This window comes from Sphingobacterium suaedae (assembly GCF_042684625.1).
In the GTDB taxonomy this organism is placed as follows: Bacteria; Bacteroidota; Bacteroidia; order Sphingobacteriales; family Sphingobacteriaceae; genus Sphingobacterium; species Sphingobacterium suaedae.
Map to the genome: position 1 here is coordinate 1,243,374 of NZ_JBHULR010000003.1, position 26,349 is coordinate 1,269,722.

Consider the following 26,349-nt stretch of genomic DNA (forward strand, 5'->3'; position numbering starts at 1 on the left):
TTGAAGAGAGAATATATGCAACATACCCCTTACGCGGCAATCACAGGAATAGGTGGTTACGTTCCTCAAAAGCGAAGAACGAACTTTGATCTGGAGCAGGTCTGTGACACGTCTGACGAGTGGATTATAAAACGTACAGGTATTAAGGAACGTCGAATATTGGATAAGGATCTGGCAACTTCCGATATGGCCGTCATGGCGATCAAGGATCTCTGTTCGCACTACAACAAGAATCTAAACGATGTAGATGCTATCCTTGTAGCGACCTCTACGCCTGACGTCATGATGCCAGCCACCGCGAATATCATTGCAAAAAAACTACAGTTAACCAATGTATGGGCGTTTGACATGAATGCTGCCTGTTCCGGTTTCCTCTACGCCCTAGATATGGGAGCTTCCCTGATTGAATCGGGTCGGTACAAAAATGTATTAGTGGTCGGCGCGGATAATATTAGTGCGTTCGTGGATATTCAAGACCGCTCTACGAATATATTATTTGGCGATGGTGCAGGTGTGGTATGGCTCGAACCTTCGGTGGAAAATGGCATCATCGATGCGTTTATGCAGAGTAACGGTGATGGGCGCGAGTTTCTGAATATTGAAGGTGGCGGATCATTGAACTCTGGCAACAACGGATTAATCGAAGTGGAAAAGAAATACATCCGTCAAGACGGACGTGTTGTTTTTAAACAAGCTATTCAATCGATGAGTGATGCTTGTAATCAAGTACTGCAACGGAACAACCTCGACATAAACCAAGTAAATTGGCTTGTCCCGCATCAAGCAAACAAACGTATTATCGACGCTGTAGGTAAGGAAATCAACATCGCGGAAGGGAGGACACTGAGCAATATCGAGTACTTAGGTAACACTATTGCGGCTACAATTCCTCTTTGCATATGGGAAAATATCAAACGCATACAAAAGGGAGATCTGTTGATGCTTACAGCGTTTGGTGCAGGGTTCTCATGGGGAGCTAGCTTGCTCCGTTGGGCCATTTAAACACATACTTTGATCATTCATGAGCCATCCTAAGGGATGGCTTTTTCTGTCGAACAGTTCCAAAAACTTTTCGACCATCTTCAGGTTCTTTTTATGGAGTTTTACCTAGCTTTATAGGAAAAGAACACGATGAAAATCCTTTCAACAACATCGATCAGACTTCTTGAAAAAGAAACAATAAATCAGCAAGCCATATCATCCCATATTTTAATGGAAAGAGCCGCTCGCATGGTATTCCATGCGTTGCAAAAATCTGCTGGGGAATGCTGTCAGTCCTATATTGTCCTTTGTGGATTCGGAAACAATGGTGGTGACGGATTGGCATTGGCGCGTATGCTACATGAAGCTGGTCATCGGGTGAGCACGTATCTCTTAGAGCACGAACGTTATAGTGACGAGAATATATGCCAGCAAAAGAAATTGAAACAAGTTCAAGTTGAAGTCATGACGCTCCAACCAGACATGCATATCCCCTTTCCTGCACATTCTGTGTTAATCGATGCACTATTTGGTCATGGCCTATCCCGCCCACTTGATAACGTATGGCATATACTTTTTGAACAAATAAGTCGTGCCTGTTTACCCGTGGTTTCCATTGACATACCTTCAGGGCTACCCGCGGACCTGCCGCTGCCAATAGGAGCCCCTGTTATCCACGCCAATCACACGTATACGTTTGCATATCCAAAACTAAATTTGTTACTTCCCGAGTATGCAACACTTTCGGGATCGTTTAGCATACTCGACATTGGCCTAGATAAGAAAATAGCAGCGGCAATTCCGACAAATTATTTTTTTACTTGTAAAGAGGATCTCACGCCTATCCTGAAACCATTGGAAAAGTTTTCGCATAAGGGGACTTTCGGACACGCACTGATCGCTGGTGGGAAACGAGGAAGCATAGGAGCTGTTATCTTAGCGAGCAAAGCTGCATTAAGAACCGGATGTGGCTTAGTAACGGCATACGTACCTGCTTGCGGATACGAAATTATACAAAATTCATTTCCTGAAGCGCTCGTAGAGACAGATTCCACGATGGATATCATCCACGCCTTCCCAGAGGATTTGTCCCGCTACTCAGCCAGCGCTTTAGGGATGGGAATGGGAACAGCTCCGGAAACTCAACAGGCACTCTTCAGATTTTTTCAACGGATTAAAGACATGTCGCATAAACCTCGATTACTTTTTGATGCGGATGCGCTCAACATCTTATCCATCCGTCCGGAATGGCATGATCTTATTCCGGCGAACAGCATTCTCACGCCACATCCCAAGGAATTATCACGATTACTAGGCCAATGGGATATTGACGCTATTAAATTTCGGAAAGCACAAACATGGTGCCGTCGGTTCCATCAAATCCTCGTTATAAAAGGGGCACATTCCGCTGTTGTCCTTCCTGATGGTCCTATTTATTTTAATTCGACAGGAAATCCAGGCATGGCCACTGCGGGTAGCGGAGATGTGCTTTCAGGTATGATCACCGCCCTACTTGCCCAAGGATACGAACCCAAAGAGGCAGCTATCATCGGCGTATATCTCCACGGTTTAGCGGGAGATCAAGCAACCCTCTCTATTCATCCGAAAAGTCTCCTGGCGAGTGATATTATCCATAATATTTCTAACGCCTGGAAAGCCGTACAACCCCAACAAACAAAACATACAGCCTAAAATACGCTGATATATGTGGCGTACTTTAACTTCCATTCGAACAAAATGGTTTTCTAATGGTTCTATGCTTAGAGAGATAGAATCATGAACAGCGCGAGTAGCCGCATTAGCTAGTGGTCAACGTGCATTAAAGGAAACACTATGAATCAAGAAAAGATAAATGAATGTATAAGCATCTGTTACGCTTGCGCCACAACTTGCTTACAATGTGCACAAGCTTGTTTCCGAGAAAAAGAGATAGATAAATTACGCGACTGCATCCAACTAACTCAAGAATGTGCAGTACTTTGTCGCACAGCAGCGACGATTATGGCAATGGATGGACATTTTAACAGTGAGATTTGCGAGCTTTGCGCAAATGCCTGCATGGCATGCGCTGAAGAATGCGATGAGCATGCGAAACATGGTATGGATCATTGTCGACAATGCTCCCATGCTTGTAGGACATGTGCAGAAGCTTGTCTTTCTATGGTCCAAGTTTCCTAACGTTTAGCCATTTCCGTGTATTATTTCCTGAGATGTGTATCAAACGATATAAATCTTATCTAGCGTTAGGTTCACATAAGAGGCGTATATCCTATTGCTTCACATTCTGGAATTTTTAACATTTTTTTAGGGTTCCCCATCGTACCACCATGCGGGATATGATCTGTGGCAGATCGCATCGATATTTTCCTACTTTATGCCGGTATCTTTCGTGAAAACCGTACAATTTTTTGACATCGTGGGAACAAAACAACGGTATAGCCGCCTGTATCTTGCCCTTATCCCAATCCCACCACCGCATATCTAATAAACATTCGATTTCCTCTTGCGAGAAGCGTTTTTTGATCTCGCGAGGGGGATTACCACCAATCAACGTATACGATGCTACGTTTTTAGTCACCAACGCCCGACTCCTAATGATCGCCCCATCTCCAATATGAATACCGGATATGATCATGGCTTCTCCGCCACTCCATACGTCGTTCCCGACTACTGTGTCGCCTGCTCTACAATAACCATTGATACTCCCTTCGAACGCAGATTCTTCATGCATATAAAGAATGGAGAAGACGATATCCAGTCTTGTCGATGACCTTGATTTCCGGTCATAATAAATGAAGCTCCCGGTCCTATAGAACAGGAACTACCAATCCGTAATTTGTCGGCATCATCTCGATCCGGGAACAAGTAGCAGGTGAATCCTCAAAAGTATGTCCATGATAATTGCCCGAATAGTAGCTATACTTACCAGCGATAATATTTGGATTCGTATTGTGGTCGGCAATAATTTTACCTCGAAACAGACTTTCAAAATGATTTTTCATAGTGTATTTCTAATAAACCAAAATATCTTTCCTATTCATAACGAATTAAGGAGTCTGAACTCCTAAAATCAACTATAAGAGATGGCTGATTTACATTATTGCGACTTTCATAACATTTAATTTATACAGTTTCCTGCAACAGGAAGAGACGGGGCGATTTTCCAACATATTTTTTAAAATCTTTAATCAAATGGTTGGCATCATAATAACCACATAAAAATGCCATCTCATGGAGGCCAACATTCTTATTCTCTTTCAAATTATAGAAAGCCCGTAAAAATCGATGCAGCTGTTCAAACTGATAAGGTCCCAGCCCCATAGTTCGTTTAAATAGTCGTTGAACGGATTTGGAATAATAACCTTTCTTTGACAAACAGTAGTCCTCGCGAGCATGCGGGTCGTTTGGATATTCTAATAATTTCTTCCAGGGTTTATCAATGGGTACGTTATCGCGACCATTTTTCATGATTTGTGCAAGGAGGTTGTGAATGGATAAATCAATCCGCGGCTCGTCGTAAAACCGGATGCACTGCCTTGAAAAAGTCGGCGCGTAGGTTGCTAAATCGTGGACAAACGGGAACTGCACGGCAGGTTTTCCAGTCAATCGCTGCCAGACTCCAGGATAAAAACGAATGACCGTCAGCATACCGTTGTATTGCCCTGGCTGCCAAATGGCGCGGCGGAGCACACCCGCCGTGAACCACATCGACCCCAAGGAAATATATTGCTCTCCAACATGGCAGGCAGATACCATAGACGGATTAGGCATAATCATCAACGCGGGGTAGCCATCATTGAATAGAGCTACATGGCAATTAAAATCCGCTAATTCGAATTGGTAAATGCCCTCTATCGCATCAGCCACATCGTCCTGCGCCGTTAGACGATAAGGCGCGTAAGTTGAAGAGAATTTAATCGATGCTAAATATTGTAACGGCATGTTTCACAAAAATACACATTTATTTAGATACCTCTGTCCAAGATTTACTACCACCTAACAAAAGCAAGCTCGTATTTTTGCTAGAAAAAAGTTTTATGATAGTTACTTCTGAACAAGAACTTTCCATGCTTAAACAAGTGGGTCAGATCGTGGCCGAAACACTGCATCACATGCTCCAACATGTGCGTCCAGGTATAACAACGAAATCGTTAGACCTCCTCGGCGAAACCTATCTCGCGACAAGGGACGCGCGATCAGCTCCCCAACTAACCTATGATTTCCCAGGAGCGACCTGCATCAGTGTCAATGAAGTCGTCGCACATGGGATTCCATCGGCAGAAACTATCCTGCAAGAAGGAGATGTTATAAACATCGATGTTTCTGCAGAATGGTGTGGCTATTGGGCTGACAATGGCGCGTCTGTTGTAGTTGGAAAAGATATCCACGGCCGACAAAAGCTCGTGGATTGCTCATTAGATACGCTGCAAAGTGCCGTAGCACGGCTACGATCGGGCAGCAAGATACAGACGCTTGGTGCCTTCATAGAACATAGTGCTAATGCGGAAGGATTTCGGGTCATCAAAAATTTAGGAGGGCATGGCCTTGGTCGAGCATTGCATGAAGAACCAACTGACATTCTAAATTTTCGAGATATCTTAGATAAGAGACGGTTTCGAAAGGGAACCGTGGTTGCGATCGAGACCTTCTTCAACACACAGTCTTGGCGTGCTGTAGGTCAGGCTGATGGGTTCACACTCGTGGGAAACCGAGGGGGAGTAGCCGTCCAACACGAAGTTTCGATAGTAATTACCGACACCGTGCCGATTATACTCACGCCTATCTTGTACAAAACTTAACGCGTCTAACATACATCAATAGATCCGTTGAAGCGTATACGATCATAGAGGTAGCTACGAATACCTGTTGTATCATTACGCTATCGGTCGCTGGCCATAACGTAGGCAATACAACGCCTGCCGTTTTCCCAATAGCTTGACTGCTCTTGGTATGCGCAGGTAAAAAGAGACAGCTACCGCGGATTTCTATTAATACATCACGTTACGCTAAACAGCGCCATGTTAGAACGATTGCGCTAGACCGGCATGACACGCATGTATTTGCGCCAACATGGCTTATGGACCAACGCTACGGTGCTGCCTACCACGTGAGCTACTTACACTTCACGAGGAACCGTTTACTTACGAACCGTCGTGCAAAAAGCTTCATGAATAAGCGGTTCATGATAACAGTATGTTGTAAATGACGACGGTCTATGTTATGTTCCGAATCAAGCCTATATTGCCGACCATACCTAGGAATAGACAAATTACTGCATCCCTAGAAACGTGACTGCTAACAGCATAATGTCGTCGCTATCCGTTTCTGGCACATTAATGGGTTCATCGTTGCACAATAAGCCTATTGACAAGCTTACTCAACGCCCCCTCCTAGCGCGCGGTATAACATCGTCAATGCCTGCAACTTGTCACGATGTACCGTAATCGCTTCCAATTCATTTTGCAATGCATTGTTTTGTGCAGTAATTACCTCCAGGTAATTGGCCAGCCCGCTTTGGTACAGCAACAACGCATCGTTTGTCGCTTTGGTTAAAGAAGCATTCTTTTCACTAATCAGGGCAAGCTGTTCGTCGCTATATTTGACGGATGACAAAGCGTCCGATACTTCCCCAACGGCCGTTATAATCGACTGTTTAAAAGCAACCACTGCCTTTTCCTGTTCCAATCGCGTTATTTCATACGCAGTTTGGAGTGCTTTCTTCTGAAAAATAGGCTGCGTCAGATTTACACCTACTGTCTTTACTAACGATCCCGGAAAGTCAAACCAACTATCCAGCTTGAAAGAATTCATCCCAATAGATGGTGTTAGGCTTAACGAAGGATACATGGCTGCCTGTGCGAGACCCGTCTTGGCATTTGCAGCTACTACAGCATATTCCGCAGCTTTTACATCGGGACGACGGCTGAGCAATAACGCTGGCACCCCCGTAGAAAAGACACTTTCCGGAACCGCTTCAGCCAATGTTTCTACACGTTGTATACTATCTGGGTAATTTCCACAGAGAATTTGAAGTGCGTTCTCCTGCACGGCGATCTGCTGTTTGGCCAACGGAACAAGTAATTCTGCAGTCTTTTTTTGAGCTGTTGCCTGCTCAACAGCCAACGAATTCACTTGGGCCGAATTGTATTGTAGCTTAATCATCGCCAACGTCGTCTCACCTATCTCAACATTTTTTCGCGCAACGTGCAATTGCTCATCCAGCGCCAACAGGTTGTAGTACGCCTGAGCGACTTGCACGATAATACGTGTTTTTAATGCAGACACGTTTTCCTTTTGAGCAAAATAGTGCGCCCAAGCTTCTTCTTTTTGTTTGGCCACTTTTCCCCAAATGTCCGCTTCCCACTGTAGCTGTAGCGTTGCATTATAATCGTCCATATAATCGCTTCCTAAAAACTCTTGTCCTAACGAGCCGTTTAACGAGTTTTTTGACAACCACGTACGGTTAGCCCCGACATTCAGGTTTAGCGAGGGCAATAGTTCGCGTTTCGCTTGCTTGTACGACAAGTCTAGTTGCTGCATATGGAGCAGAGCAACCGAAATTTCATTGTTATGCGCTAAGGCTTGCTCAATTAGGCCTATCAATGTCGGTTCTTTAAAAAATGTCCGCCAAGATAAAGCCACTGTATCGGCTGTCACCGTCAAGTTCTCTTCTCGATAATTTTCCGGAAGTACCAACTCGCCACGGCTATAGCGCTTACCCACATTACATGATACGATCAAAATCGCCAAAGCACTAAAGCACAACTTAACTATTTTTAATTTCATCATGTCTATCCTTTTAATACGTCTTCTTTTCTATTTCTTCCAACCTTCTCCTGTAAATGTTGGAATAGCATAAATAATAACGGAATAACAAATATCCCCAAAATAACACCCGTTAACATTCCTAGGGCTGCACCGGTACTAATTGACTTATTCCCAGCGGCTGCCCCCCCCGTGGCCAACATCAAAGGTATCATCCCCGCAATAAAAGCCAATGAGGTCATGATAATCGGACGTAGACGCGCTTTTGATCCTTCCAGCGCGGCTTCTCGAATGGACATTCCTGACCTTCGGCGCTGCACCGCAAACTCAATGATGAGGATCGCATTCTTGGCCAACAAGCCTATCAACATAATTAATCCTACTTGTACATAAATATTATTGTCTAATCCAATGGCTTTGATTCCCAAAAAGGCGCCGATAATTCCTGTTGGAATAGACAAGAGAACGGCCAAAGGCAACAAATAGCTTTCGTACTGTGCAGATAACAGGAAATACACAAATAGTAAACTTAATATTAAGATAAAAACGGCTTGGTTTCCAGACGATTTCTCTTCCAAACTTAAGCCTGTCCATTCGTAGCTGTAATCCCCTGGTAATTTGCTCAATACGTCACGTTCTAAGCTATTCATAACCGCTCCATTACTTGTTTGCGGATTAGCCACTACATTAATGGTCAACGAGTTGTATAGGTTGTAACGGCTAACGGACTCTGGGCCATAGACGCGCTGGAGGGTGACCAGCGATTTCACTGGAACCATTTGATTTTGGTCGTTGCGCACAAAAATTTCATTAAAAGCTTCTTGATCCATACGAAAAACACCATCTGCCTTGATATTGATTCGATAAAATTTACCAAAACGGGAGAAATTCAACGACTGATCTCCAGAGAAATATGTTTGTATTGCGCCAAGCATCGAGCTTACGTTTACTCCTAACTGAGCCGCCCGTTCTTCATCCACTTCAAGTTCTAGCTGTGGAAAGTCCGCCCGAAACATCGTATACGCATATTGTACCCCCGGCTGTTGCATAATCTGCCCGATCACCTTATCAGCCATTGCTTTTAATGAAGCAGGGTCTTTTCCCATGCGGTCTTGCAATACCAGTTCGGCTCCTGAGGTAACACCATAACCGTCTACCGGTGGCATACGGAAAGCCATAGCTGTGCCCTCCTTAATTCCCGCAAACTTCTCCGAAATTATCCCATTAATAATCTCAATATCCTTTATGGTGCCACGGTCTTTCGGTTCTTTCAGTTTTACAAATCCTACCGCATACGCTGGTCCGGCGCTATTGTTTAATATGTTGAACCCCGTAATACCTGAATTACTTTCGACAGCTTCCATCTTGCCAAGGATACTATCTATACGTCCCGCTACAGCGGTGGTACGATCTAAGCCTGTCCCAGGCGGCATACTTAAGCTATATACGATGAAATTATCATCCTCCATGGGCACAAAACTTCTTGACGTACTGTTCATCAAATAGCCAGCCACGGCAATAATTAATACAACCAAAAACCCAGCGAGCCATTTTTTTGAGGCTAAGAAACGAACACCTCTGATATAGCGTTCGGTCAAGTTATTAAAACCTGTATTAAAAGCAATAAAAAAACGTTTGCCGAATTTCATCCTCTTGTGTTCGCCATCTTTACCTGCTTGGTGTTGATTTTTTAAAAGAAGCGCGCACAATGCTGGTGTAAGTGTTAACGCGTTTACTGCAGAGATGATAATGGCAATTGCTAATGTGTAAGCAAACTGCTTATAGAATAAACCAGAAGAGCCGGTCATAAAACCAATAGGAATAAACACAGCAGCCATAACCATGGTAATGGAAACTACAGCACCGGTAATTTCACCCATTGCATGATGTGTGGCTTCTCTCCCTGATAGGTTTGTGCCTTCCATTTTGCTATGTACAGCTTCTACAACCACAATAGCGTCGTCGACGACAATCCCAATAGCTAAAACCAATGCAAACAGTGTCAGGATGTTGATCGTGAAACCGAAAATCAATAGGAAAAAAAAAGTTCCAACAATAGCCACCGGAACGGCAATAGCAGGAATAATAGTTGATCGTAAGTCTTGCAAAAACAGAAAAACAACGATAAAAACCAAAATAAACGCTTCGACCAGTGTAGACTTTACCTGTCCCGTAGCCTCATCCAATCTGTCTTTGGTACTCATCACACTTCCGTGCTTAATACCAGGAGGAAATGCGCGCGCCGCCTTTATAATCTCATCGCGCACGCCAACCTCAATTGCGTTGGCGTTCGATCCCGATGTTTGTAGAATAGCCACTGTAACCGCATTTTTACCATTCATAGTATTATCTCCACTATAACTTATCGAACCAAATTCAACGCGCGCGACATCCCGTAAGCGTACCAGATCCGGTCCAACGCGTTTCACTACTATGTTTTCATACTGTTCCGGTAAATTCTTCTTTCCTTTATACCGAATCACATATTCTAAGGCGGCTTTGGATTCTTCTCCCAGCTTACCCGGAGCAGACTCTAAACTTTGACTACCTACCGCTGCTGTCACATCTTGCGGAATTAAGCCATAATTAGCCATACGTTCCGGATTTAACCATATACGCATGGAATAGTCTTTCATACCGAATACCTGTGCCTGCCCCACCCCAGGCACCCGTTTAATCTGCGGGATGAGGTTGATGTTTACATAATTTTGCAAAAAAAGTTCATCATATTTCTCATTATCTTCCGTATAGATATTAAAGATCATGATCATGCTATTTTGCTGCTTCGATGTGGTAAGTCCCATTCGAACTACCTCTTGGGGAAGGATCGGCGTAGCCTGCTGTACACGATTCTGGACATTCACGGCCGCTTGGTCGGGATCCACACCTTGTTTAAAGACCACACGAACGGAGAAGGTACCGTCGTTACTGGCTGTGGAGGTGATGTACTGCATATTTTCAACCCCATTGATTTGTTCCTCTAATGGCGTAACCACTGATCGGATCACCGTCTCACTATTCCCTCCTGGATAGCTTCCGCTAACCATAACCGTAGGCGGGGCAATATCGGGGAATCGGGTAATTGGCAAACTGATTAATCCGAGAATTCCCAAGATGACGATTACGACGGAGATAACCGTTGCAAAAACTGGTCTATCTATTATTTTCTTTAACATGTGTTCCCTTTTCTGAAAGTATCTGTTTAAAAAGTGCAAGAACGCGTATAATTTCGTACATTACGCACTACTATTCGCGGTTTTAAATTTAGTCAACATTATTGGCTGGTTTTAGTGCTATCGGATAAAGACGGGACAACCGACATGCCTTCTGTTAAAATATCTATACGATTTAGAGCCACTTTCTCCCCTTGGTTTAAACCTGATTTCAGGATATAATCATTTTCGGCACGTCCTGCGATCTCGATGGCTTTCATAGCGATCTTATTGCTGTCTCCCAGTGTAAATACGAAATACTTATCTTGAATGTCCTTCACGCTCGCCATCGGGACCGTAAGCACATTATCGAGTTTTTTACGAATAATTACTTTACCGGAGCCTCCAGCCCGTAACATCTTATTTGGATTTACGAATACTGCCTTTAAAGGCACGCTTCCGGTTGTACGATCCACATTACCGCTGGCCGCTTCAAGACGTCCTGTATGTGCATACTTCTTTCCGTCTGCCATGATAAACTCTACGCTATTCATTTCTTTATTTTGCTGCTGATCTTGAAAGAAGGCGAGATAATCAGCTTCGCTTAGCGAAAAATAGACAAACACCTGATGAATTTCAGACAATGTTGTAAGAGGAAGCGGATCTGCGGGCGTTATCAAATTACCCACCCTATTCGGAATGCGACCAATATAGCCGCCCACTGGCGCTTTGATCAATGTAAAGCCTGCATTTATCCGGCTTGATCCAAGTGTTGCACGTGCTTGCGACACTTGCGCTTTAGAAGCAGCATAGTTTGCCTCTGCTGTTTTTAGTTGTAATTCGGTAACCACCTTTCCCGCAACAAGCGGGCGGATCTTTTCTAATTCAATCCGCGCTATTTCCTCGGCCGCTAGAGCTGCCTGTAAGGATGCCGCACTATTTTCGACTTGTTCCGAATAGACGTCATCTTTTATTTTAAACAACGTTTGTCCTTGCTGCACATAATCTCCCTCTTGTACATATATCCTTTCCAAATAGCCAGTAACCTGTGCTTTGACATCTACATTTACAGTTCCTTCTATGGTTCCAGGATACCTTTTTTCCACTGCGGTACTTGTCGGTTGCACGTCCATAAAATCTACATCGACGGGTGCTATTCCACCGGCCCCTTCTTGTTGAGGTCCCCCGCAAGAGATTAACCAAATTACCACTGCGCACGACACTCTTATTGTTTTTGCTGTCCTAAAAAATCGCTTAACCATGTTCACTTACGTTATTTTGCAGGGCAAATCAAGCAAAAGAAAAGTCAGGAATGAACGGAAAAATGACTGAAACGGGGATATTCCAATCCGAAACGAACAGACTTTTGGCTGAAAATCTCGTTAACGGATTAGAAATCTAACCAGTTTTTCAGTGACGACGCCTTTTCTCGACTGACTACCACGTCAATGTCGGGATACTTGTTGATAGCAAGTTTCAACTTTCCATTAAAATAGTTATGTACTCCAGCTATCGCATCAATATGCACGATAAATTGTCGGTTGGCTCGGAAGAATATTTTGGGATCCAGCTGCTGATCAAGCTCCTCCATCGTCAGTGGAATGATCTCATCCAGACCGTTTCCTAATTTGGCATGAGTAATCTTTAATTCAGAATAAAAGAAGGATATATCTTGAACCAAGATCGTCTTATACCCGTCTCTAAATGGCAGTAAAAAACGGTTTCTAAATTCTTTCGGTTTGAAGAAATTAAGCATGTGCTCTAGAGAAAGCGTTTGTACGCGCGGCACAAGAGCAGCGTCTACCTTGTTTAACGCTTCCCGCAACTCGTTCGCTTCGATAGGCTTTAACAAGTAATCTATTCCGTTGTGTTTGAAAGCACGTAGTGCATATTCATCGTAAGCGGTCGTAAAGACAACGGAAGACGATAATTTAATTTCTTCAAATATTTCAAAGCTCAAACCATCCGATAAACGAATGTCCATGAGCACGACATCTGGATGTGGATTTGCAGAAAACCAACGGACGCTTTCAGCAATATCTTCTAATACGGCAATTATTTCTGTGTCAGGCCGTATTGTCGTGAGTAATCGTTTTAAGCGGTCCGCGTTTGGCCGTTCATCCTCTATAATGACTAGCGTTCTTATCATCTCTTTATCAACGGAATAATAATTTTAAATAGATCGCCCTCCAGTTTAACCTCCGGCTCTCGCTCGCCCAACAAATTGTACCTTCTAATGATATTTCGGATGCCGATCCCTGAGGAATCTTGATCTCGCTCGATTGGCAGACAGTTATTTTCCACCACGAGAGTTTGCGCATCAAGGGTATATATTCGAACTAGTAGCGGATCCTTTTTACTGGTTTTATTATGTTTTAGTGCATTTTCTACCAACAATTGTAAGGTAAGTGGAGGCGTAAAATATTGCCTCGCCTCCCGAACCACATGGATCAGAAACCGAACACCTTCGCCGAAACGGTTCTCTATCAAAAAGATATAGGAATGCAGAAATCGAAGTTCGTCGTCTAAGGGGATGACATCTTTTTTTGAGTTCACCAACATATAGCGGTAAATTTTTGAAAAGTTCTCGGCGTATTCATAGCCTAACTGTTGATCTTCTAGAATAAGTTCCGATAAAACACTTAGGTTATTAAAGACAAAGTGTGGATCTATCTGCATTTTTAAGGATTGCAGTTCCGCCTCGGTAGCCATCTGATTAAGTTCGGAAGCGCGCACCGCGGCGTTCTTCCAATTCTGAATTAGGTAGTTTCCGGTATTAACAGCCACAATCATAAACGCAATCATCACACTAACAACAGTCCATTGCAGCATTCCACGGGCTTCTTCATTTGATACCTCACGCCAAATACCTCCGCAGGGTTCATTAATAAATAAAACAGCCGCTGAGTCGCCTATAAAATTGATCAGCAATACACTCCATAAAACGAGTATTGCTTCAACGAGAAAACGTTTTACCGGATTTTCTGTCCAAGGCATTCTTTTGTTCAGCCGCGCGCTGATAAAGATACTAGTCTCACTGTACAAAAAACAAAGTAAAAAAGAGAATAGCAGGTCTAAGGCTAAAGATTGCCGCTTAAAGTAACCATCCCAGTAGGGTGAATATGGGTCAATAATAAAGGTTACGACGTACAACAATACAAATGCAAAAAAAACGAGCAGTATACGCTTCATACCGTTGTTTAAAAATGCGTCCCGCTTTTTGTTACTTAAACCAAATCGCATCAACCGCCCCCTTAACAAACGTGACATGCACTTCTCCCTTTCGCTTTAAATTTTATCATCCACCAACAATTTCATCGACATTGAATGTTTTCTACTTACAAAAATACGCGGATGCGCACATACTTCTATTTTTTTCTTCCTTAAATGGAGTTTTTGTTAGCTGAACTGTGAAATCGTACTGCCGAAGCCGTCCTAATCAAGGAAAAAACTGATTTATAAAAAGAACCGAATTGCATGGGTTTTGGTACCTTGGATTCTAAGTACCGATGCCTTTCATTTCCTGTGCACGGGTCGGAATACGGACGTCGGCATTTCTACGACGAATAGATCCAGTAGGAAAGCCAATCGGGAAAGTAGGCTTTAAAACATTCTCGATTACCGTACAGCCGACTGTTGGTAGATTGCTTTCCTGATAGCAAAGAGGACGGTGAAGGGTTACATAATGAATATTGGCAATATGCCTGCTGGATCCTAACACCTTCCCCCAGCGACCGGTCAAGATTTGGCGTCTTAGCTGTTGGATGTTCATATATACTCAAATCAGTACGTAGATCATCCGCACTAAGAAACAAGACATTTAGATGGTTAGGTGTTTTTCTTGCCTGCGCTCCAACAAGTGTACATAATAGTAGATTTGTAAAGAAAGCAGCTAGAAAATAGTACATTTTTTACCATGTTATCTTTTAAAATTAAAAGGATGTAGTTCCGTGTTTATCTAACGAGATCGTCGTTCCGACCTTTACTAAATCCATTGCGACGAAGGTCTTGAAATGTTTAACATTTGGATTACCAAAGAACAATTCGCGGGTTAACAATTCATAATGATGCATCGAAGGAACGACGACGATCAAGATAAAATCAGTGTCGCCTGTCACATAGTAACACTGCTGAACTTCAGGACGAGCGCGAAACAAGAATTTGGCTTGATCAATATCGTTCGCTTTCTCGCTCTCCAACGAAACCTCGACCAACAGGGTTACGTAGTGTCCCAATTTCTCCCGATCGACGATCGCTACATTTGAAGAAATGAAACCTAACTTGGTCAAACGTTTAATTCGCCGTTGTACGGCTGGTGTTGATAGTCCAATTTTTTCACCGATTTCCCGCTGGGGCATATAATTATTCGTCTGCGCAAAGCGCAAGATGGCTATATCAAAATCATCGAGTGTTTCCATATGAAATAAAATTTCAAAATCACCCCTAAAAATAAGCAAATATTACCAACAGAAGAGCGTATGTTTGTCGTCTCAAGAATGATTATGCAAACAATTACGCGGAGCATCCTTCAGCAAAAGAACAGTAAACATATCCTGATGGCTTTACTAGCCGCAGTGCTTTGGGGAATCTCAGGTACTGTAGGACAATATTTATTTCAGGAGAAGCGCGTTGATGTGGAATGGCTCATTTCCGTTCGTTTGCTCGCAGCAGGCGGATTGCTGTTGGTCCTATCCGTTGCACAAGGGGAGCAGGTCTTATCCATCTGGAAAAATAAGAAGGACTGTATTCTGCTTTTATCATTCAGCGTGCTTGGCATGGTAGCGGTACAATATACGTATTTTGCAGCAATCAAATACTCTAACGCAGCTACTGCAACGGTGCTGCAGTACATCGGCCCTGTTCTGATTGTGGTTTATATGGCTATATCGAAGAAACGCATGCCCTCCGTAAAGGAGTTTGTCGCACTGATATTGGCGATGCTTGGCACGTTCTTGCTGGTTACGCATGGTAACCCGAAAGAGCTATCCTTATCTCCTGAAGCCTTTTTGTTAGGCATTTCGTCGGCTATAGCCCTCGCCGTATATACTTTATTGCCGGCGCGCCTTCTCGTCACCCATTCGCCTGCCCTCGTTGTCGGCTGGGGCATGTTGATCGGAGGGATTGTATTCTCTCCAATCCGTTCCCCATGGGATGTATCCGGGATTTGGGACACAAATACGTACGCTGCGCTCGGTTATATCATACTATTAGGTACGTTGATCCCGTTTTATTGTTATCTAAAGGCCGTACAGATGATTGGTGGTGAAAAAGCCAGCCTTTTAGCATCGGCAGAACCCTTATCTGCCATGGTCATTGGAGTATTTTGGCTACAGATTGTTTTCACAGGTTTGGATTATCTTGGAAGTCTTTGTATTGTATCGACTATATTTATTTTAAGCTATAGTTCGAAATCCTAAAAAAAGAAGCCGTGGCATCAATACGTCAAAAGTAGCTGTACCTCGTTACACTATTATTTTACCGTTGATATGCTTATTTCTTATGCAGAATTATCTAGTTTTGTACCATATTTCACATATATGGATATATTGGTATACCGAGACGCACAACGGGCAGATTTAGCTGATATCGTTGCCATTTACAATACAACAATCTCTTCCCGCATGGTAACGGCTGACACGGAAGAGGTGACTTTAGACAGTCGGATTGCATGGTTCGAAGAACATACTGCAGATAAACGACCTCTATGGGTGGTAGAAAACCATACAGGGGAGATTATCGGTTGGGTGAGTTTTCAATCATTTTATGGCCGCCCTGCCTACAATGGAACAGTAGAAGTAAGTATCTATCTGACGCCTTCCGCACGTGGTTTAGGTTTAGGCAAACGTGTGTTAGCACACGCAATTAACCTCGCACCCTCCTTTGGCATTAAAATTTTGCTGGCCTACATTTTTGCCCATAACATCCCAAGCCTGTCTCTATTTCATCGCTTTGGTTTCGAAGAATGGGGACATTTCCCCTCAATCGCCGAAATGGATAACCAAACCTATAGCTTGAAAATATTAGGGAGGAAAGTTTCTTAGCAAATACTTTTAGCTAGCCGGATCCCCGTGTACTGCCAGCGAAGTGGGGGATGGAAAAAATTTCGGTACGTTATACGACTATGCCCCGCCGGTGTAACGTCCGAAGCACCTCGCAACACCATTTGATTTACCATAAATTTACCGTTGTATTCTCCAATAGGTCCGGATGCCTTTTGAAACCCCGGATAAGGCAGGTACGCACTATTTGTCCACTCCCATCGTCTTCCCCAGTTGAATTTTTCGGCAGCCACCTCCCATTCTGCTTCTGTGGGCAGACGAAGGCCTTTCCAAGAGGCATATGCAGACGCTTCGTAAAAACTAATATGGCAAACGGGCTCCTCCTTATCCAATTTACGCAGGCCTGCGAGCGTGTAATACATCCACTCGCCATCTATTTCGTACCAGTAGAGTGGGCTTTTAATCTTTTCCTGACAAACCCACTCCCACCCTTCCGCGTGCCAATGCCGAACATCCGTATATCCGCCATCTTTAATAAATGCTAAAAATTCGGCATTTGTGACTAATTGTGATGATATCGAAAAAGCATCCAGCCAAACGCGATGTTGTCCCTGTTCGTTATCAAAACAAAAACCATCACTCGCATAACCAATTTTATACAATCCTTCATCGATGGATATGAATCCGCCGAAAGAGCCAAGGATGTTTGCTGTCAATTTGTAACCCAATTCATACGGCGGAAAGAGTGGATTATGACCAAGTATATATTTTATATCCGTCATTAGAAGTTCCTGATGCTGTTGTTCGTGATTCAACCCCAACGTTACGAGTTTACTCGTTGCGGGATCAGCTTCTAAAACTGACATCGAACTCTCCATCTGTTTGTCGACATAATTACGATAAGCATAGACGTCATCAACCGTCGGCCGGCTTAGATTTCCGCGATCGGCACGAATTACCCGCGCTCCCACAGACTCATAATAACTATTGAATACATAATTGTACTGAGCATCGAACAACCTATAGTGATCTCTGCCAGATAGTAAAAATGTTTCAAAAAACCACGTAGTATGGCCGAGATGCCATTTGGGAGGACTTACGTCTGGAATGGGCTGGACAACGTAATCCTCTTTCTCAAGGGGCGCGCATATACGTTGAGATTCCTCTCGCACTATTTGGTATTTTTGCAATAAATTTTCCATTAGCATATTCTCAATAACCATTAAATTGCTTCCCAGACAACATCCACAAACCACTGACGGTTATCAAGGAATGCATGTACGGGTGAAAATCCAGTAGTGAGCGCCATACTATCTATCTCCCACCTTTGATATTTTCGGGATACCTCTGTATGAATCAATTCATCCTTTTCAAAGGAAATTTTTCGATCTGGAAAGGTTACTTCATGAGCCACTAGGCTTACAAGGTAGCTGTGACATTCACCCGTTTCTGGAATATAGGTGCAGTAATGTTCAAAGAGGTCAGGATTAAAGTTAGCGCCGAGCTCTCGGTTGATCCTTGTCAAGAGGTTGATATTAAAATCCCAAGTAAGTCCGTCTTGATCATCATAAGCAGCTTGTATAATTCGCGGATTTTTGATGAGATCGAACCCTATCAACACTTTGTCCCCTTGCTGCAATTTGGAGCGTAATGTACGGCAAAATGTATGTGCTTCTATCTTGGTCATATTTCCAATGTTTGCTCCAAGAAAAAACAATACTTTCGGAGCACTCGATTGACGTACAATTTGTTCCAGTCCACGAATATACTCTGCCGGAATCGTTTCAATATTCAACTGTGGAATGCGGGCGCGAAGGTCAGCTGCGAGCTCAAACAAAATATGCGCAGAAATATCTAACGGCCTATAAGTGACCATGTATTGATTTTCCAATAAATATTTCAGCAAATGGAAGGTTTTCGAGGCATCTCCAGCCCCCAGCTCAATCAAATCGATGCGCTGTCGTTTAGAAAAAAGCAACTCTGCCATTTTAGCTTGTCTACTTTCAAAAATTTCCTGCTCGCAACGTGATAAATAATATTCAGGACAATGCATGATTGCTTGAAAAAGACGATCTCCACGTTCGTCATAAAAATATTTGGAAGGTAATGTCTTTTGCGAAGTGGAAAGCCCCTTCACCACCTCTTCATAAAAGGAAAAATTGACGGAGAAAGAAGCATCAACGTATTGAGACTGATCAAACATAGGATATAGCTTTCCCACATACTTATAGGGCGATCGCATTTTTTTTGTTCTTAGCCTTACCCATCCACGTAGAGTAAGTTAGCGGTCTACTTGCTATGGGTTCGACTGATTGAGAGAATCTGCTTTTTCCAACGAATCTTGCTTTAAGGTATCTGTCGTACCATAAAGTGGTTCGTCAGTCGAATTTAAATTATATCTCGATTTATCCGATTCACTGACAGGTCCCGGATCGGTATCTTGAGTTTCGACGTCCTTCCCTCCGCCACAGGCCGTCATCAATAGTGTGAAACAAATCAACATCAATAAACTAGTCTTTTTCATAAGAATGTAATTGTGGGTTTTGCGCGATAGCCACCAACCCGATTATTCACTTGTGTGTTTTCTAATGAACACTTTCGGCACCAACAAGTTGGCAGTCGTTTGTAAAAACGTATTTATACGCCGAGATTAAGCTTATTTCGCGTATTTGTTGCAAGACGATCCATAGGTCGTGTAAAAACAACTGAAAGTTCGGACCACAAAACGAAAATTTAAGATGTCTGTTCTCTAAGCAAAGTAAATTTAAAAAATTAGAAGAAGATGTTACTATCCATACTATTTGTCATTGTGTTCGTTGCATTATCGATCTTTCTGGTTTGGCGTATTCGATCTAAGCGAGAAAAACGTTAGTATCACAATCAGCACATCTATAGGAATTGTTTATGAACGAGAACAAGAATCATCAAGAATCGTCATCGGATTTCTTTAAAGAGGCTATAACGTTGCTCAACCAGAGTGGCGTGCCCTACATGCTTGGAGGCGCATTTGCTATGTTTAATTACACGGGCATATTTCGTGATACGAAAGATCTAGATATATTCTGCAAAAGTTCCGAGTACACCGCTATTCTAAAATACTTTTCTGAGCAGGGTTTCCGCATTGAACATACGGATGTAAGATGGCTTGCGAAGATTTTCAAAGGCGATTTTTTTATAGACATTATTTTTGACAGCGTTAACCATATTTGTACGGTAGACGACACGTGGTACGAACGTTCGGCCCATGGAGTGTTTATGGATCTGCCTGTCCGCTTTATCCCTGCAGAAGAGCTTATTTGGTGCAAACTGTATGTACAGAATAGGGAACGAAATGACAGCGCGGATATTAATCATACGATATTAAAGCATGGGAAACAATTGGACTGGAACCATCTACTATTCCGTATGGACGCGCATTGGCATTTACTGTTGGGACAGCTACTCAGTTTTCAGTTTGTGTATCCAGCAGATTACGCCGATACTATCCCCAAATGGCTATTTATGACATTGCTGAAACGTGCGGAGGAGCAATACGATCTTCCACCTCCTGTAGAACGCGTATGTCGCGGACCACTGATAGATCAAACCCAGTATCAGGTGGATATCCGCGAATGGAACTTTAAATCGTACACTATTAAAACTGTTTAAATATGTCCGAACGCCAAACAATAAAAATTGCTGCCATGGCAGATCTTCATGTGAAGATGAGCGATAAAGGCAAATGGAAACATTGCTTCAACGAGATCGCAGAGCGCGCAGATGTTCTTGTCATTTGCGGCGATCTAACGGACACCGGGGATGAAGAAGAAGCTCATATACTCGCAGAGGAACTACACGGCATTCACGTCCCGGCCGTCGCAGTACTGGGAAATCACGACTATGAAAAAGGCCGACACAAATTAATAAGACAGGCGCTTTTTGCGGGCAACGTGCATATGCTCGATGGAGAGTCTGTAGTTATAAAAGATACAGGGTTTGCAGGCGTAAAAGGATTTGGGGGAGGATTTGATCGGTACATGCTATCCATGTTTGGTGAAGATGCTATGAAAGCATTTGTACAGGAAGCTGTCGACGAATCCATGCAGCTCGACCGCGCACTAGCCAGACTCGAGCAGGAGCATCCCGACATACCCAAAGTAGCACTTTTGCACTATTCGCCGATCGCGGAAACAGTTAAAGGGGAACCGATAGAAATCTATCCCTTCCTAGGATCCTCCCTGCTAGCAGAACCTTTGCAACGTCGAGAGGTCTCCGCTGTTTTTCACGGACATGCGCATGCAGGACAAATGCTCGGAAACATTTCCGACAAACTACCCGTTTATAATGTAGCGCTTCCAGTCCTTCGTAAGCATCAACAAGGATTGTTATTTTTTACCGTGGAGCTTTGATGCAACACGTGCGTATCAAAAATTTCAACTCAAGCCAAGAACCGTTCTTTCTTATCCTACATCAATGTATGCACAAATTATATCACGTACTTTTGTGGAAAATAGGAGACTATCATGGAAACAAAACGCGTAGAACAAGTAGTTAGACCGGGCGTCCCACACTTCGTAGGTGATGGATTTCGCGTGCACGGCTTTATCGCAAACGGTACAAAATTAAATATGAAAGTGATGGATCCATTTCTCGTACTCGACTATAATTCAAAATACAGCTTTCCACCATCGGAAATACCCAAGGGTGTAGGTGCACATCCGCACAAAGGTTTCGAGACGGTTACTATTGCCTATAAAGGAAAGGTGGAGCACGCAGACAGTAGTGGTGGTGGAGGCATCATTGCCGAAGGAGACGTACAATGGATGACCGCTGGAGCCGGGATTCTACACAAAGAATTTCACGAAACCAATTGGAGTAAGAAAGGCGGCGAATTTCAAATGGTGCAGCTTTGGGTAAATCTCCCGAAGAAAGACAAGTTGACATCTCCTAAGTATCAAGCATTGAAAAATGCTGATTTCGGCCGTGTTCCGCTAACAGTTGGCATCGGAGAAGTGGAAGTTGTCGCGGGTACGTATGCAGGTATATCTGGCCCTGCAACAACGTTTTCTCCCGTACATATCTATAACCTAAGAGCAAAAAAGGGAGCGAAAGCGGCATTTTCTTTGCCGGTGGATTATACAACGATGGCGTTGGTTATCGAAGGAGATGTTAGTATAAACGACAATACCGACGTGCCGACTGATCACCTAGCGCTATTTGAACGGATAGGCGAACAATTTACGATTGAAGCGAAAGGAGATGCCGTCGTGCTCATTTTGTCTGGTCAGCCCTTAAGAGAGCCGATAGCACAGTATGGTCCTTTCGTTATGAATACACAGCAAGAACTTACGGAAGCCTTTGAAGAATTTCAAACGGGCAAATTCGGACAACTGAAAGATTAAAGCCCAACTCGTCTGAATACGTGTGTACCAGTGTCCAACTTATTTACTCAGTCGAATCTATTCCGATTTGGAAGGAAGTAGCTTACACGAATTGATCGTGAGTGGCTAGTTTAAAGCATGGACAATAGAATAATGTCTGAAGTTGGCAAAATACCATCTGGACAGGGAAAGTCATGCGCATAGTTTTATTCCATACTCGATGATCCGTCATCCTGCAGCTTTTACATGGATTCGATTTTCGGGTAATTAACGGACAAGCCGACTATGCCCGTTAAAAAATCCTACTGAATATTATGGCCCATGGGAACAGTGACGATTGAATTTGCAGAAAACAAGAAGAAGACTGATTTTTCAGTTGCCCCAATATGAACCTTGTGGCGCATTTTATAGGTTTAAAACGCTTATGCGACAAATGACAAAACTGATATGGCTAAGCTTCGAAACAGTAAATGGGGCCTGAGTTTCGAATATTGCATGGGATATCATAACATGTATGGGTATAAATTTGAAACATACGAGACATTATCTAGGAAGAATGCAGTAGTCGATTCGACTGGCTTTACCGAAAGTCCAGGCATAACGAGCGAAAAAAGACTTTCAGATTAAAAGGGTCGAAAAGACCGCCATTCATTGATTATTTAGTCGCAGTTTACACGCTTTCTAGGTTAATTACGCTGTATGATGACGTATAATCACGGTGCTAATGTCCTCTTGCCGCTCACACGAGACGACATACCGATTACTAGACGTATACATGCGGGCTTGATGGTCAATACTGACAAGACAATATGGTTGATTTAAACTATGTTCTCTCGAAAAATATCGGCTTTCGGACACATTAGGATATCGGTACTGAAATATTGGATATATGAACACGGTCTGAATCTAACCTATTGACAAGGACGTCTCTCTAATTCATGGTGGACAACGTTGGAGTTGTTTTTGTCTTTACAAACACGCCATAGATAAATATAATACAAGAATCGCATCCTAATAAAGATAATCTATTCGATAATTTACATTTGCATCAACTGTATTCCTTACTTTCGGGATCAACGGTACGTATTAAATTAGATGTTAACGGATAATTATGGCACAACTCATTAATCTACACGCTTTTCGAAATTTTTTCAAATCTACTAATGCCGGTGGGCTGCTTTTGTTCATTTGCGTCATCTTAGCGCTTGCAATAGCCAACACTCCATGGGCGAGATCACTCCAACTGGTATTGGACCATTCGTTAGGAATAGAAAATGAATACGTGCACCTTCGTTATCCGATCCTTTTATGGATCAACGATGGGCTAATGGCTGTCTTTTTCTTATTAGTCGGTCTGGAAATAAAACGGGAAATTGTAGAAGGAGAATTATCTTCCCCACGGCAGGCTTCACTGCCTATACTTTGTGCCATCGGTGGTGCAGTTGTTCCTGCTTTGATATATCTAAGTTTAAATGGTGGGCAAGACACGGCCGGCGGATGGGGAATTCCTATGGCAACAGATATTGCCTTTGCCCTCGCCGTAATCAGCTTGCTCGGAAACAGAATCCCCAACAGTTTGAAAATATTCCTCGCGGCACTCGCCATCGTAGATGACCTGATAGCTATATTAGTTATTGCATTCTTTTATTCCTCAGGATTGGAAACGAGTTATCTATTGTATGCTGCTATCGGGCTGGGTATATTAATCCTTATGAATAGGTTTAACATCCAAAATCCGTACCTATATTTAATTCCTGGCATATTCATCTGGTACTTTGTTCACCATTCAGGTATTCACGCGACAATCGCCGGTGTATTGGTAGCAATGACAATCCCAACAAACGATACGGATGTAGAGTCACCACTGGAGCGTCTTGAACACGCGCTCGCAAAGCCAGTTAACTTTATAATAATCCCCCTATTCGCTTTTGCCAACACCAACATTACGTTAGAAATGGAAATGATGGACGGGTTGACCTCTGCTTTGGGCCTTGGAATTGGGTTGGGGTTACTTCTCGGAAAGCCAATCGGCATCTTGACGACGGCATTTATCTGCATCAAGTTTAAAATCAGCAATTTGCCTGACCAAGCAACCTGGCGACATATCTTGGGCGTTGGACTGCTTGCTGGGATAGGTTTTACGATGTCTATTTTCATAGCAATTTTGTCGTTTGATTCGGCCGGTCATATTGCTGAGGCAAAACTGGCAATCCTACTTACATCGCTCTTTGCGGGTATCGTAGGCTACCTAATCTTGTATAAAACGGACTCAGTTCATGGCAAGTAATTTGCACTTTACGTTTTTTTGCTTGACATAATGCAATCTTTCAGGTTGTTTCCTATATTTATGCCTTAACACCGAATCGATACAATTACTGATGAAGACAATTCTACAATACGCGTTCATCGCTTTCCTGATGAGCACAATCGGAACAACACATGCGCAATTGATGAAAGCAAAAGACCTATTCAGTAAAGCAGACTCACTGCGCGGTACGCTTACACCACTTCGTACCTGTTATGATATGCAATATTATCATTTAGATGTTAAAGTGGATATCGACAACCGTTTCATTGCTGGTAACAATCGCTTTCAGTTCCAAGCAGTAGAAGATTTCGATAAGCTACAGTTTGATCTATTTGAAAACCTGTCGGTAGACAAAGTGACCTATCACGGCCTCCCAGTCAATTTTTCGCGTTCGTACAACGCCGTTTTTGTCGAATTTCCACAGACTATAAAAAAAGGGGTCATTGATTCTTTCGTTGTATATTATTCCGGAACGCCCATCGCTGCGACTCGCGCACCATGGGATGGTGGTTTTGATTGGAAGAAAGACAAAAACGGTAAACCTTGGATAGCGACTGCTTGTCAAGGTCTCGGAGCTAGCGTATGGTGGCCTAATAAAGATCACCAATCGGACGAGGTCGATAGCATGCTAATATCGGTTGCAGTTCCGAACGGTGTGATCAACGTTTCAAATGGTCGGCTTATCAAGACGGAAAAAATGGATCCGCACTATACAAAATACCATTGGAAAGTTACGAATCCAATCAATAATTACAATGTCGCGTTAAATATTGGCGACTATGTTCATACGCATGAAAACTATCAAGGAGAAAAGGGACCATTGACCGTTGATTACTATGTACTTCGAGAAAACCAAGACCGAATAAATCATCTGAAAAAGAACGCGAAAGAGACATTGGATGCATTCGAACACTGGTTTGGCCCCTATCCATTTTATGAAGATGGATACAAACTGGTCGAGACCGCGCACCTTGGCATGGAGCATCAAAGCGCCGTTGCATATGGTAATAAATATCAAAACGGATATTTAGGACGGGATGGGTCGGGTACAGGATGGGGACTGAAGTGGGATTTTATTGTCGTACATGAATCTGGTCATGAATGGTTTGGAAACAACATTACCTCAAACGATCTGGCCGATATGTGGATTCATGAGAGTTTCACAAACTATTCGGAAGCATTATTTATAGATTATCACTATGGAAAAGAGGCTAGTCAGGCGTATGTACACGGAAACAGGCAGGGCATCCTAAATGACAAACCAATACAAGGTCCTTATGGCGTTAATAAAGAAGGGTCTGGAGATATGTATGTGAAAGGCGGCGTCTTGCACAACATGCTTCGAACTATTATTGACGACGACAAAAAGTGGCGTTCTATTCTACGGGGCCTAAATGAAAAATTCTACCACAAAACCGTGGATTATAGTGATATCGTTCAATACGTAAACATACAAAGTGGATTCGATCTTAGCAGCGTCTTCGAGCAATATGTGCAACGCAAAAGTATTCCGATATTAGAAATCAAACGCCAGAAAGATGGACAAATTGCATGCCGTTGGATTGCTGAAACGAATAACTTCCAGATGCCTATCCATTTGGGAAAAACAGGCGAACAGAAAACTCGCTACCTCGTAACATCTACTTTCCAAACGTTGCCTATCCGTGTCGACGAGATCAGTGACGTCGCTGTTGATACATTTAACTACTACATCGGCACACTTGTGCAATAAAAAAAGGCAATTTACGTTAGGAAACATCCTTAACTTGTATGATCAAAATATG

Annotated in this window: 21 protein-coding genes and 1 pseudogene; 10 read left to right on the forward strand and 12 right to left on the reverse strand. The window is 43.0% G+C overall.

The genetic code is table 11. The features are described 5' to 3' along the window. Positions 1 to 15 precede the first annotated feature (15 nt). Together ACFSR5_RS08950 and ACFSR5_RS08955 are read left to right on the forward strand one after the other, a co-directional pair. Positions 16 to 1,002 (forward strand): beta-ketoacyl-ACP synthase III, encoded by a 987-nt coding sequence (locus ACFSR5_RS08950; RefSeq protein ID WP_380902843.1) that lies wholly within the window; start codon positions 16 to 18, stop codon positions 1,000 to 1,002. 129 nt (positions 1,003 to 1,131) lie between these two features. Continuing rightward, on the forward strand, positions 1,132 to 2,673 hold the full coding sequence (locus ACFSR5_RS08955) for an NAD(P)H-hydrate dehydratase (protein WP_380902845.1): 1,542 nt from the start codon (positions 1,132 to 1,134) through the stop codon (positions 2,671 to 2,673). 706 nt (positions 2,674 to 3,379) lie between these two features. On the opposite strand, the pseudogene ACFSR5_RS08960 reads toward ACFSR5_RS08955, so the two are convergent. After that, positions 3,380 to 3,983 (reverse strand): annotated as a pseudogene (locus tag ACFSR5_RS08960) (CatB-related O-acetyltransferase); the annotation flags it as partial. Between the two features lie 121 nt (positions 3,984 to 4,104). Then, positions 4,105 to 4,923: a helix-turn-helix domain-containing protein gene (locus tag ACFSR5_RS08965; RefSeq protein WP_380902847.1), complete on the reverse strand. Its 819-nt coding sequence runs from the start codon at positions 4,921 to 4,923 to the stop codon at positions 4,105 to 4,107. Positions 4,924 to 5,018: 95 nt separating this feature from the next. Here ACFSR5_RS08965 and map point away from each other — a divergent pair, with 95 nt between their 5' ends. After that, positions 5,019 to 5,780 (forward strand): type I methionyl aminopeptidase, encoded by a 762-nt coding sequence (map, locus tag ACFSR5_RS08970; protein WP_380902849.1) that lies wholly within the window; start codon positions 5,019 to 5,021, stop codon positions 5,778 to 5,780. A 574-nt stretch (positions 5,781 to 6,354) separates the two neighbouring features. Here the strand turns inward: map and ACFSR5_RS08975 are convergent. The 7 genes from ACFSR5_RS08975 to ACFSR5_RS09005 all read right to left on the reverse strand — a co-directional run bounded on the left by ACFSR5_RS08975 (position 6,355) and on the right by ACFSR5_RS09005 (position 15,316). Continuing rightward, on the reverse strand, positions 6,355 to 7,770 hold the full coding sequence (locus ACFSR5_RS08975) for a TolC family protein (protein ID WP_380902851.1): 1,416 nt from the start codon (positions 7,768 to 7,770) through the stop codon (positions 6,355 to 6,357). 2 nt (positions 7,771 to 7,772) lie between these two features. Further along, positions 7,773 to 10,922 carry an efflux RND transporter permease subunit gene (locus ACFSR5_RS08980; protein ID WP_380902853.1) on the reverse strand — a complete coding sequence of 1,050 codons (3,150 nt, stop codon included), beginning with the start codon at positions 10,920 to 10,922 and terminating at the stop codon, positions 7,773 to 7,775. A gap of 98 nt (positions 10,923 to 11,020) precedes the next feature. Then, positions 11,021 to 12,160: an efflux RND transporter periplasmic adaptor subunit gene (locus tag ACFSR5_RS08985; RefSeq protein ID WP_380902855.1), complete on the reverse strand. Its 1,140-nt coding sequence runs from the start codon at positions 12,158 to 12,160 to the stop codon at positions 11,021 to 11,023. Between the two features lie 128 nt (positions 12,161 to 12,288). Further along, positions 12,289 to 13,047: a LytR/AlgR family response regulator transcription factor gene (locus ACFSR5_RS08990; protein WP_380902857.1), complete on the reverse strand. Its 759-nt coding sequence runs from the start codon at positions 13,045 to 13,047 to the stop codon at positions 12,289 to 12,291. Continuing rightward, complete coding sequence (locus tag ACFSR5_RS08995; protein WP_380902859.1) at positions 13,044 to 14,090, reverse strand: sensor histidine kinase; 1,047 nt, start codon at positions 14,088 to 14,090, stop codon at positions 13,044 to 13,046. The genes ACFSR5_RS08990 and ACFSR5_RS08995 overlap by 4 nt, the downstream gene beginning before the upstream one ends. 365 nt (positions 14,091 to 14,455) lie before the next feature. Continuing rightward, the gene (locus tag ACFSR5_RS09000; protein WP_380902861.1) at positions 14,456 to 14,806 is read right to left on the reverse strand and encodes a sulfatase-like hydrolase/transferase; all 351 of its coding nucleotides are present in this window, start codon (positions 14,804 to 14,806) and stop codon (positions 14,456 to 14,458) included. A 24-nt stretch (positions 14,807 to 14,830) separates the two neighbouring features. Next, on the reverse strand, positions 14,831 to 15,316 hold the full coding sequence (locus ACFSR5_RS09005; RefSeq protein WP_380902863.1) for an Lrp/AsnC family transcriptional regulator: 486 nt from the start codon (positions 15,314 to 15,316) through the stop codon (positions 14,831 to 14,833). Positions 15,317 to 15,400: 84 nt separating this feature from the next. Here ACFSR5_RS09005 and ACFSR5_RS09010 point away from each other — a divergent pair, with 84 nt between their 5' ends. Together ACFSR5_RS09010 and ACFSR5_RS09015 are read left to right on the forward strand one after the other, a co-directional pair. Further along, positions 15,401 to 16,315, forward strand: coding sequence for a DMT family transporter (locus tag ACFSR5_RS09010; RefSeq protein ID WP_380902865.1), 915 nt, complete (start codon positions 15,401 to 15,403; stop codon positions 16,313 to 16,315). Between the two features lie 120 nt (positions 16,316 to 16,435). Beyond that, a complete protein-coding gene (locus ACFSR5_RS09015; protein WP_380902867.1) occupies positions 16,436 to 16,939 on the forward strand; it encodes a GNAT family N-acetyltransferase in 504 nt (167 codons plus the stop codon). On the opposite strand, the gene egtB is transcribed toward ACFSR5_RS09015, so the two are convergent. The 3 genes from egtB to ACFSR5_RS09030 are packed head-to-tail and all read right to left on the reverse strand — an operon-like array spanning position 16,936 to position 19,421. Then, a complete protein-coding gene (gene egtB / locus ACFSR5_RS09020) occupies positions 16,936 to 18,099 on the reverse strand; it encodes an ergothioneine biosynthesis protein EgtB (RefSeq protein WP_380902869.1) in 1,164 nt (387 codons plus the stop codon). The two genes, ACFSR5_RS09015 and egtB, sit on opposite strands and share 4 nt — an antisense overlap. A 20-nt stretch (positions 18,100 to 18,119) precedes the next feature. Continuing rightward, positions 18,120 to 19,139 (reverse strand): L-histidine N(alpha)-methyltransferase, encoded by a 1,020-nt coding sequence (gene egtD / locus ACFSR5_RS09025; RefSeq protein ID WP_380902872.1) that lies wholly within the window; start codon positions 19,137 to 19,139, stop codon positions 18,120 to 18,122. A gap of 54 nt (positions 19,140 to 19,193) precedes the next feature. Next, positions 19,194 to 19,421: a hypothetical protein gene (locus ACFSR5_RS09030; RefSeq protein ID WP_380902874.1), complete on the reverse strand. Its 228-nt coding sequence runs from the start codon at positions 19,419 to 19,421 to the stop codon at positions 19,194 to 19,196. Between the two features lie 380 nt (positions 19,422 to 19,801). On the opposite strand from ACFSR5_RS09030, the gene ACFSR5_RS09035 reads away from it, so the two are divergent. The 5 genes from ACFSR5_RS09035 (at position 19,802) to ACFSR5_RS09055 (ending at position 26,297) form a co-directional block, all read left to right on the forward strand. Continuing rightward, the gene (locus tag ACFSR5_RS09035; protein WP_380902876.1) at positions 19,802 to 20,545 is read left to right on the forward strand and encodes a nucleotidyltransferase; all 744 of its coding nucleotides are present in this window, start codon (positions 19,802 to 19,804) and stop codon (positions 20,543 to 20,545) included. A gap of 2 nt (positions 20,546 to 20,547) precedes the next feature. Next, entirely contained in the window at positions 20,548 to 21,285 is a 738-nt protein-coding gene (locus ACFSR5_RS09040) for a metallophosphoesterase family protein (RefSeq protein ID WP_380902878.1), read from the forward strand. 114 nt (positions 21,286 to 21,399) lie between these two features. Further along, positions 21,400 to 22,278: a pirin family protein gene (locus ACFSR5_RS09045; protein WP_380902880.1), complete on the forward strand. Its 879-nt coding sequence runs from the start codon at positions 21,400 to 21,402 to the stop codon at positions 22,276 to 22,278. Between the two features lie 1,090 nt (positions 22,279 to 23,368). Further along, positions 23,369 to 24,544: a Na+/H+ antiporter NhaA gene (gene nhaA, locus ACFSR5_RS09050; protein WP_380902882.1), complete on the forward strand. Its 1,176-nt coding sequence runs from the start codon at positions 23,369 to 23,371 to the stop codon at positions 24,542 to 24,544. 91 nt (positions 24,545 to 24,635) lie between these two features. Then, positions 24,636 to 26,297, forward strand: coding sequence for a M1 family metallopeptidase (locus ACFSR5_RS09055; protein WP_380902884.1), 1,662 nt, complete (start codon positions 24,636 to 24,638; stop codon positions 26,295 to 26,297). The last annotated feature ends 52 nt before the right edge of the window (positions 26,298 to 26,349 follow it).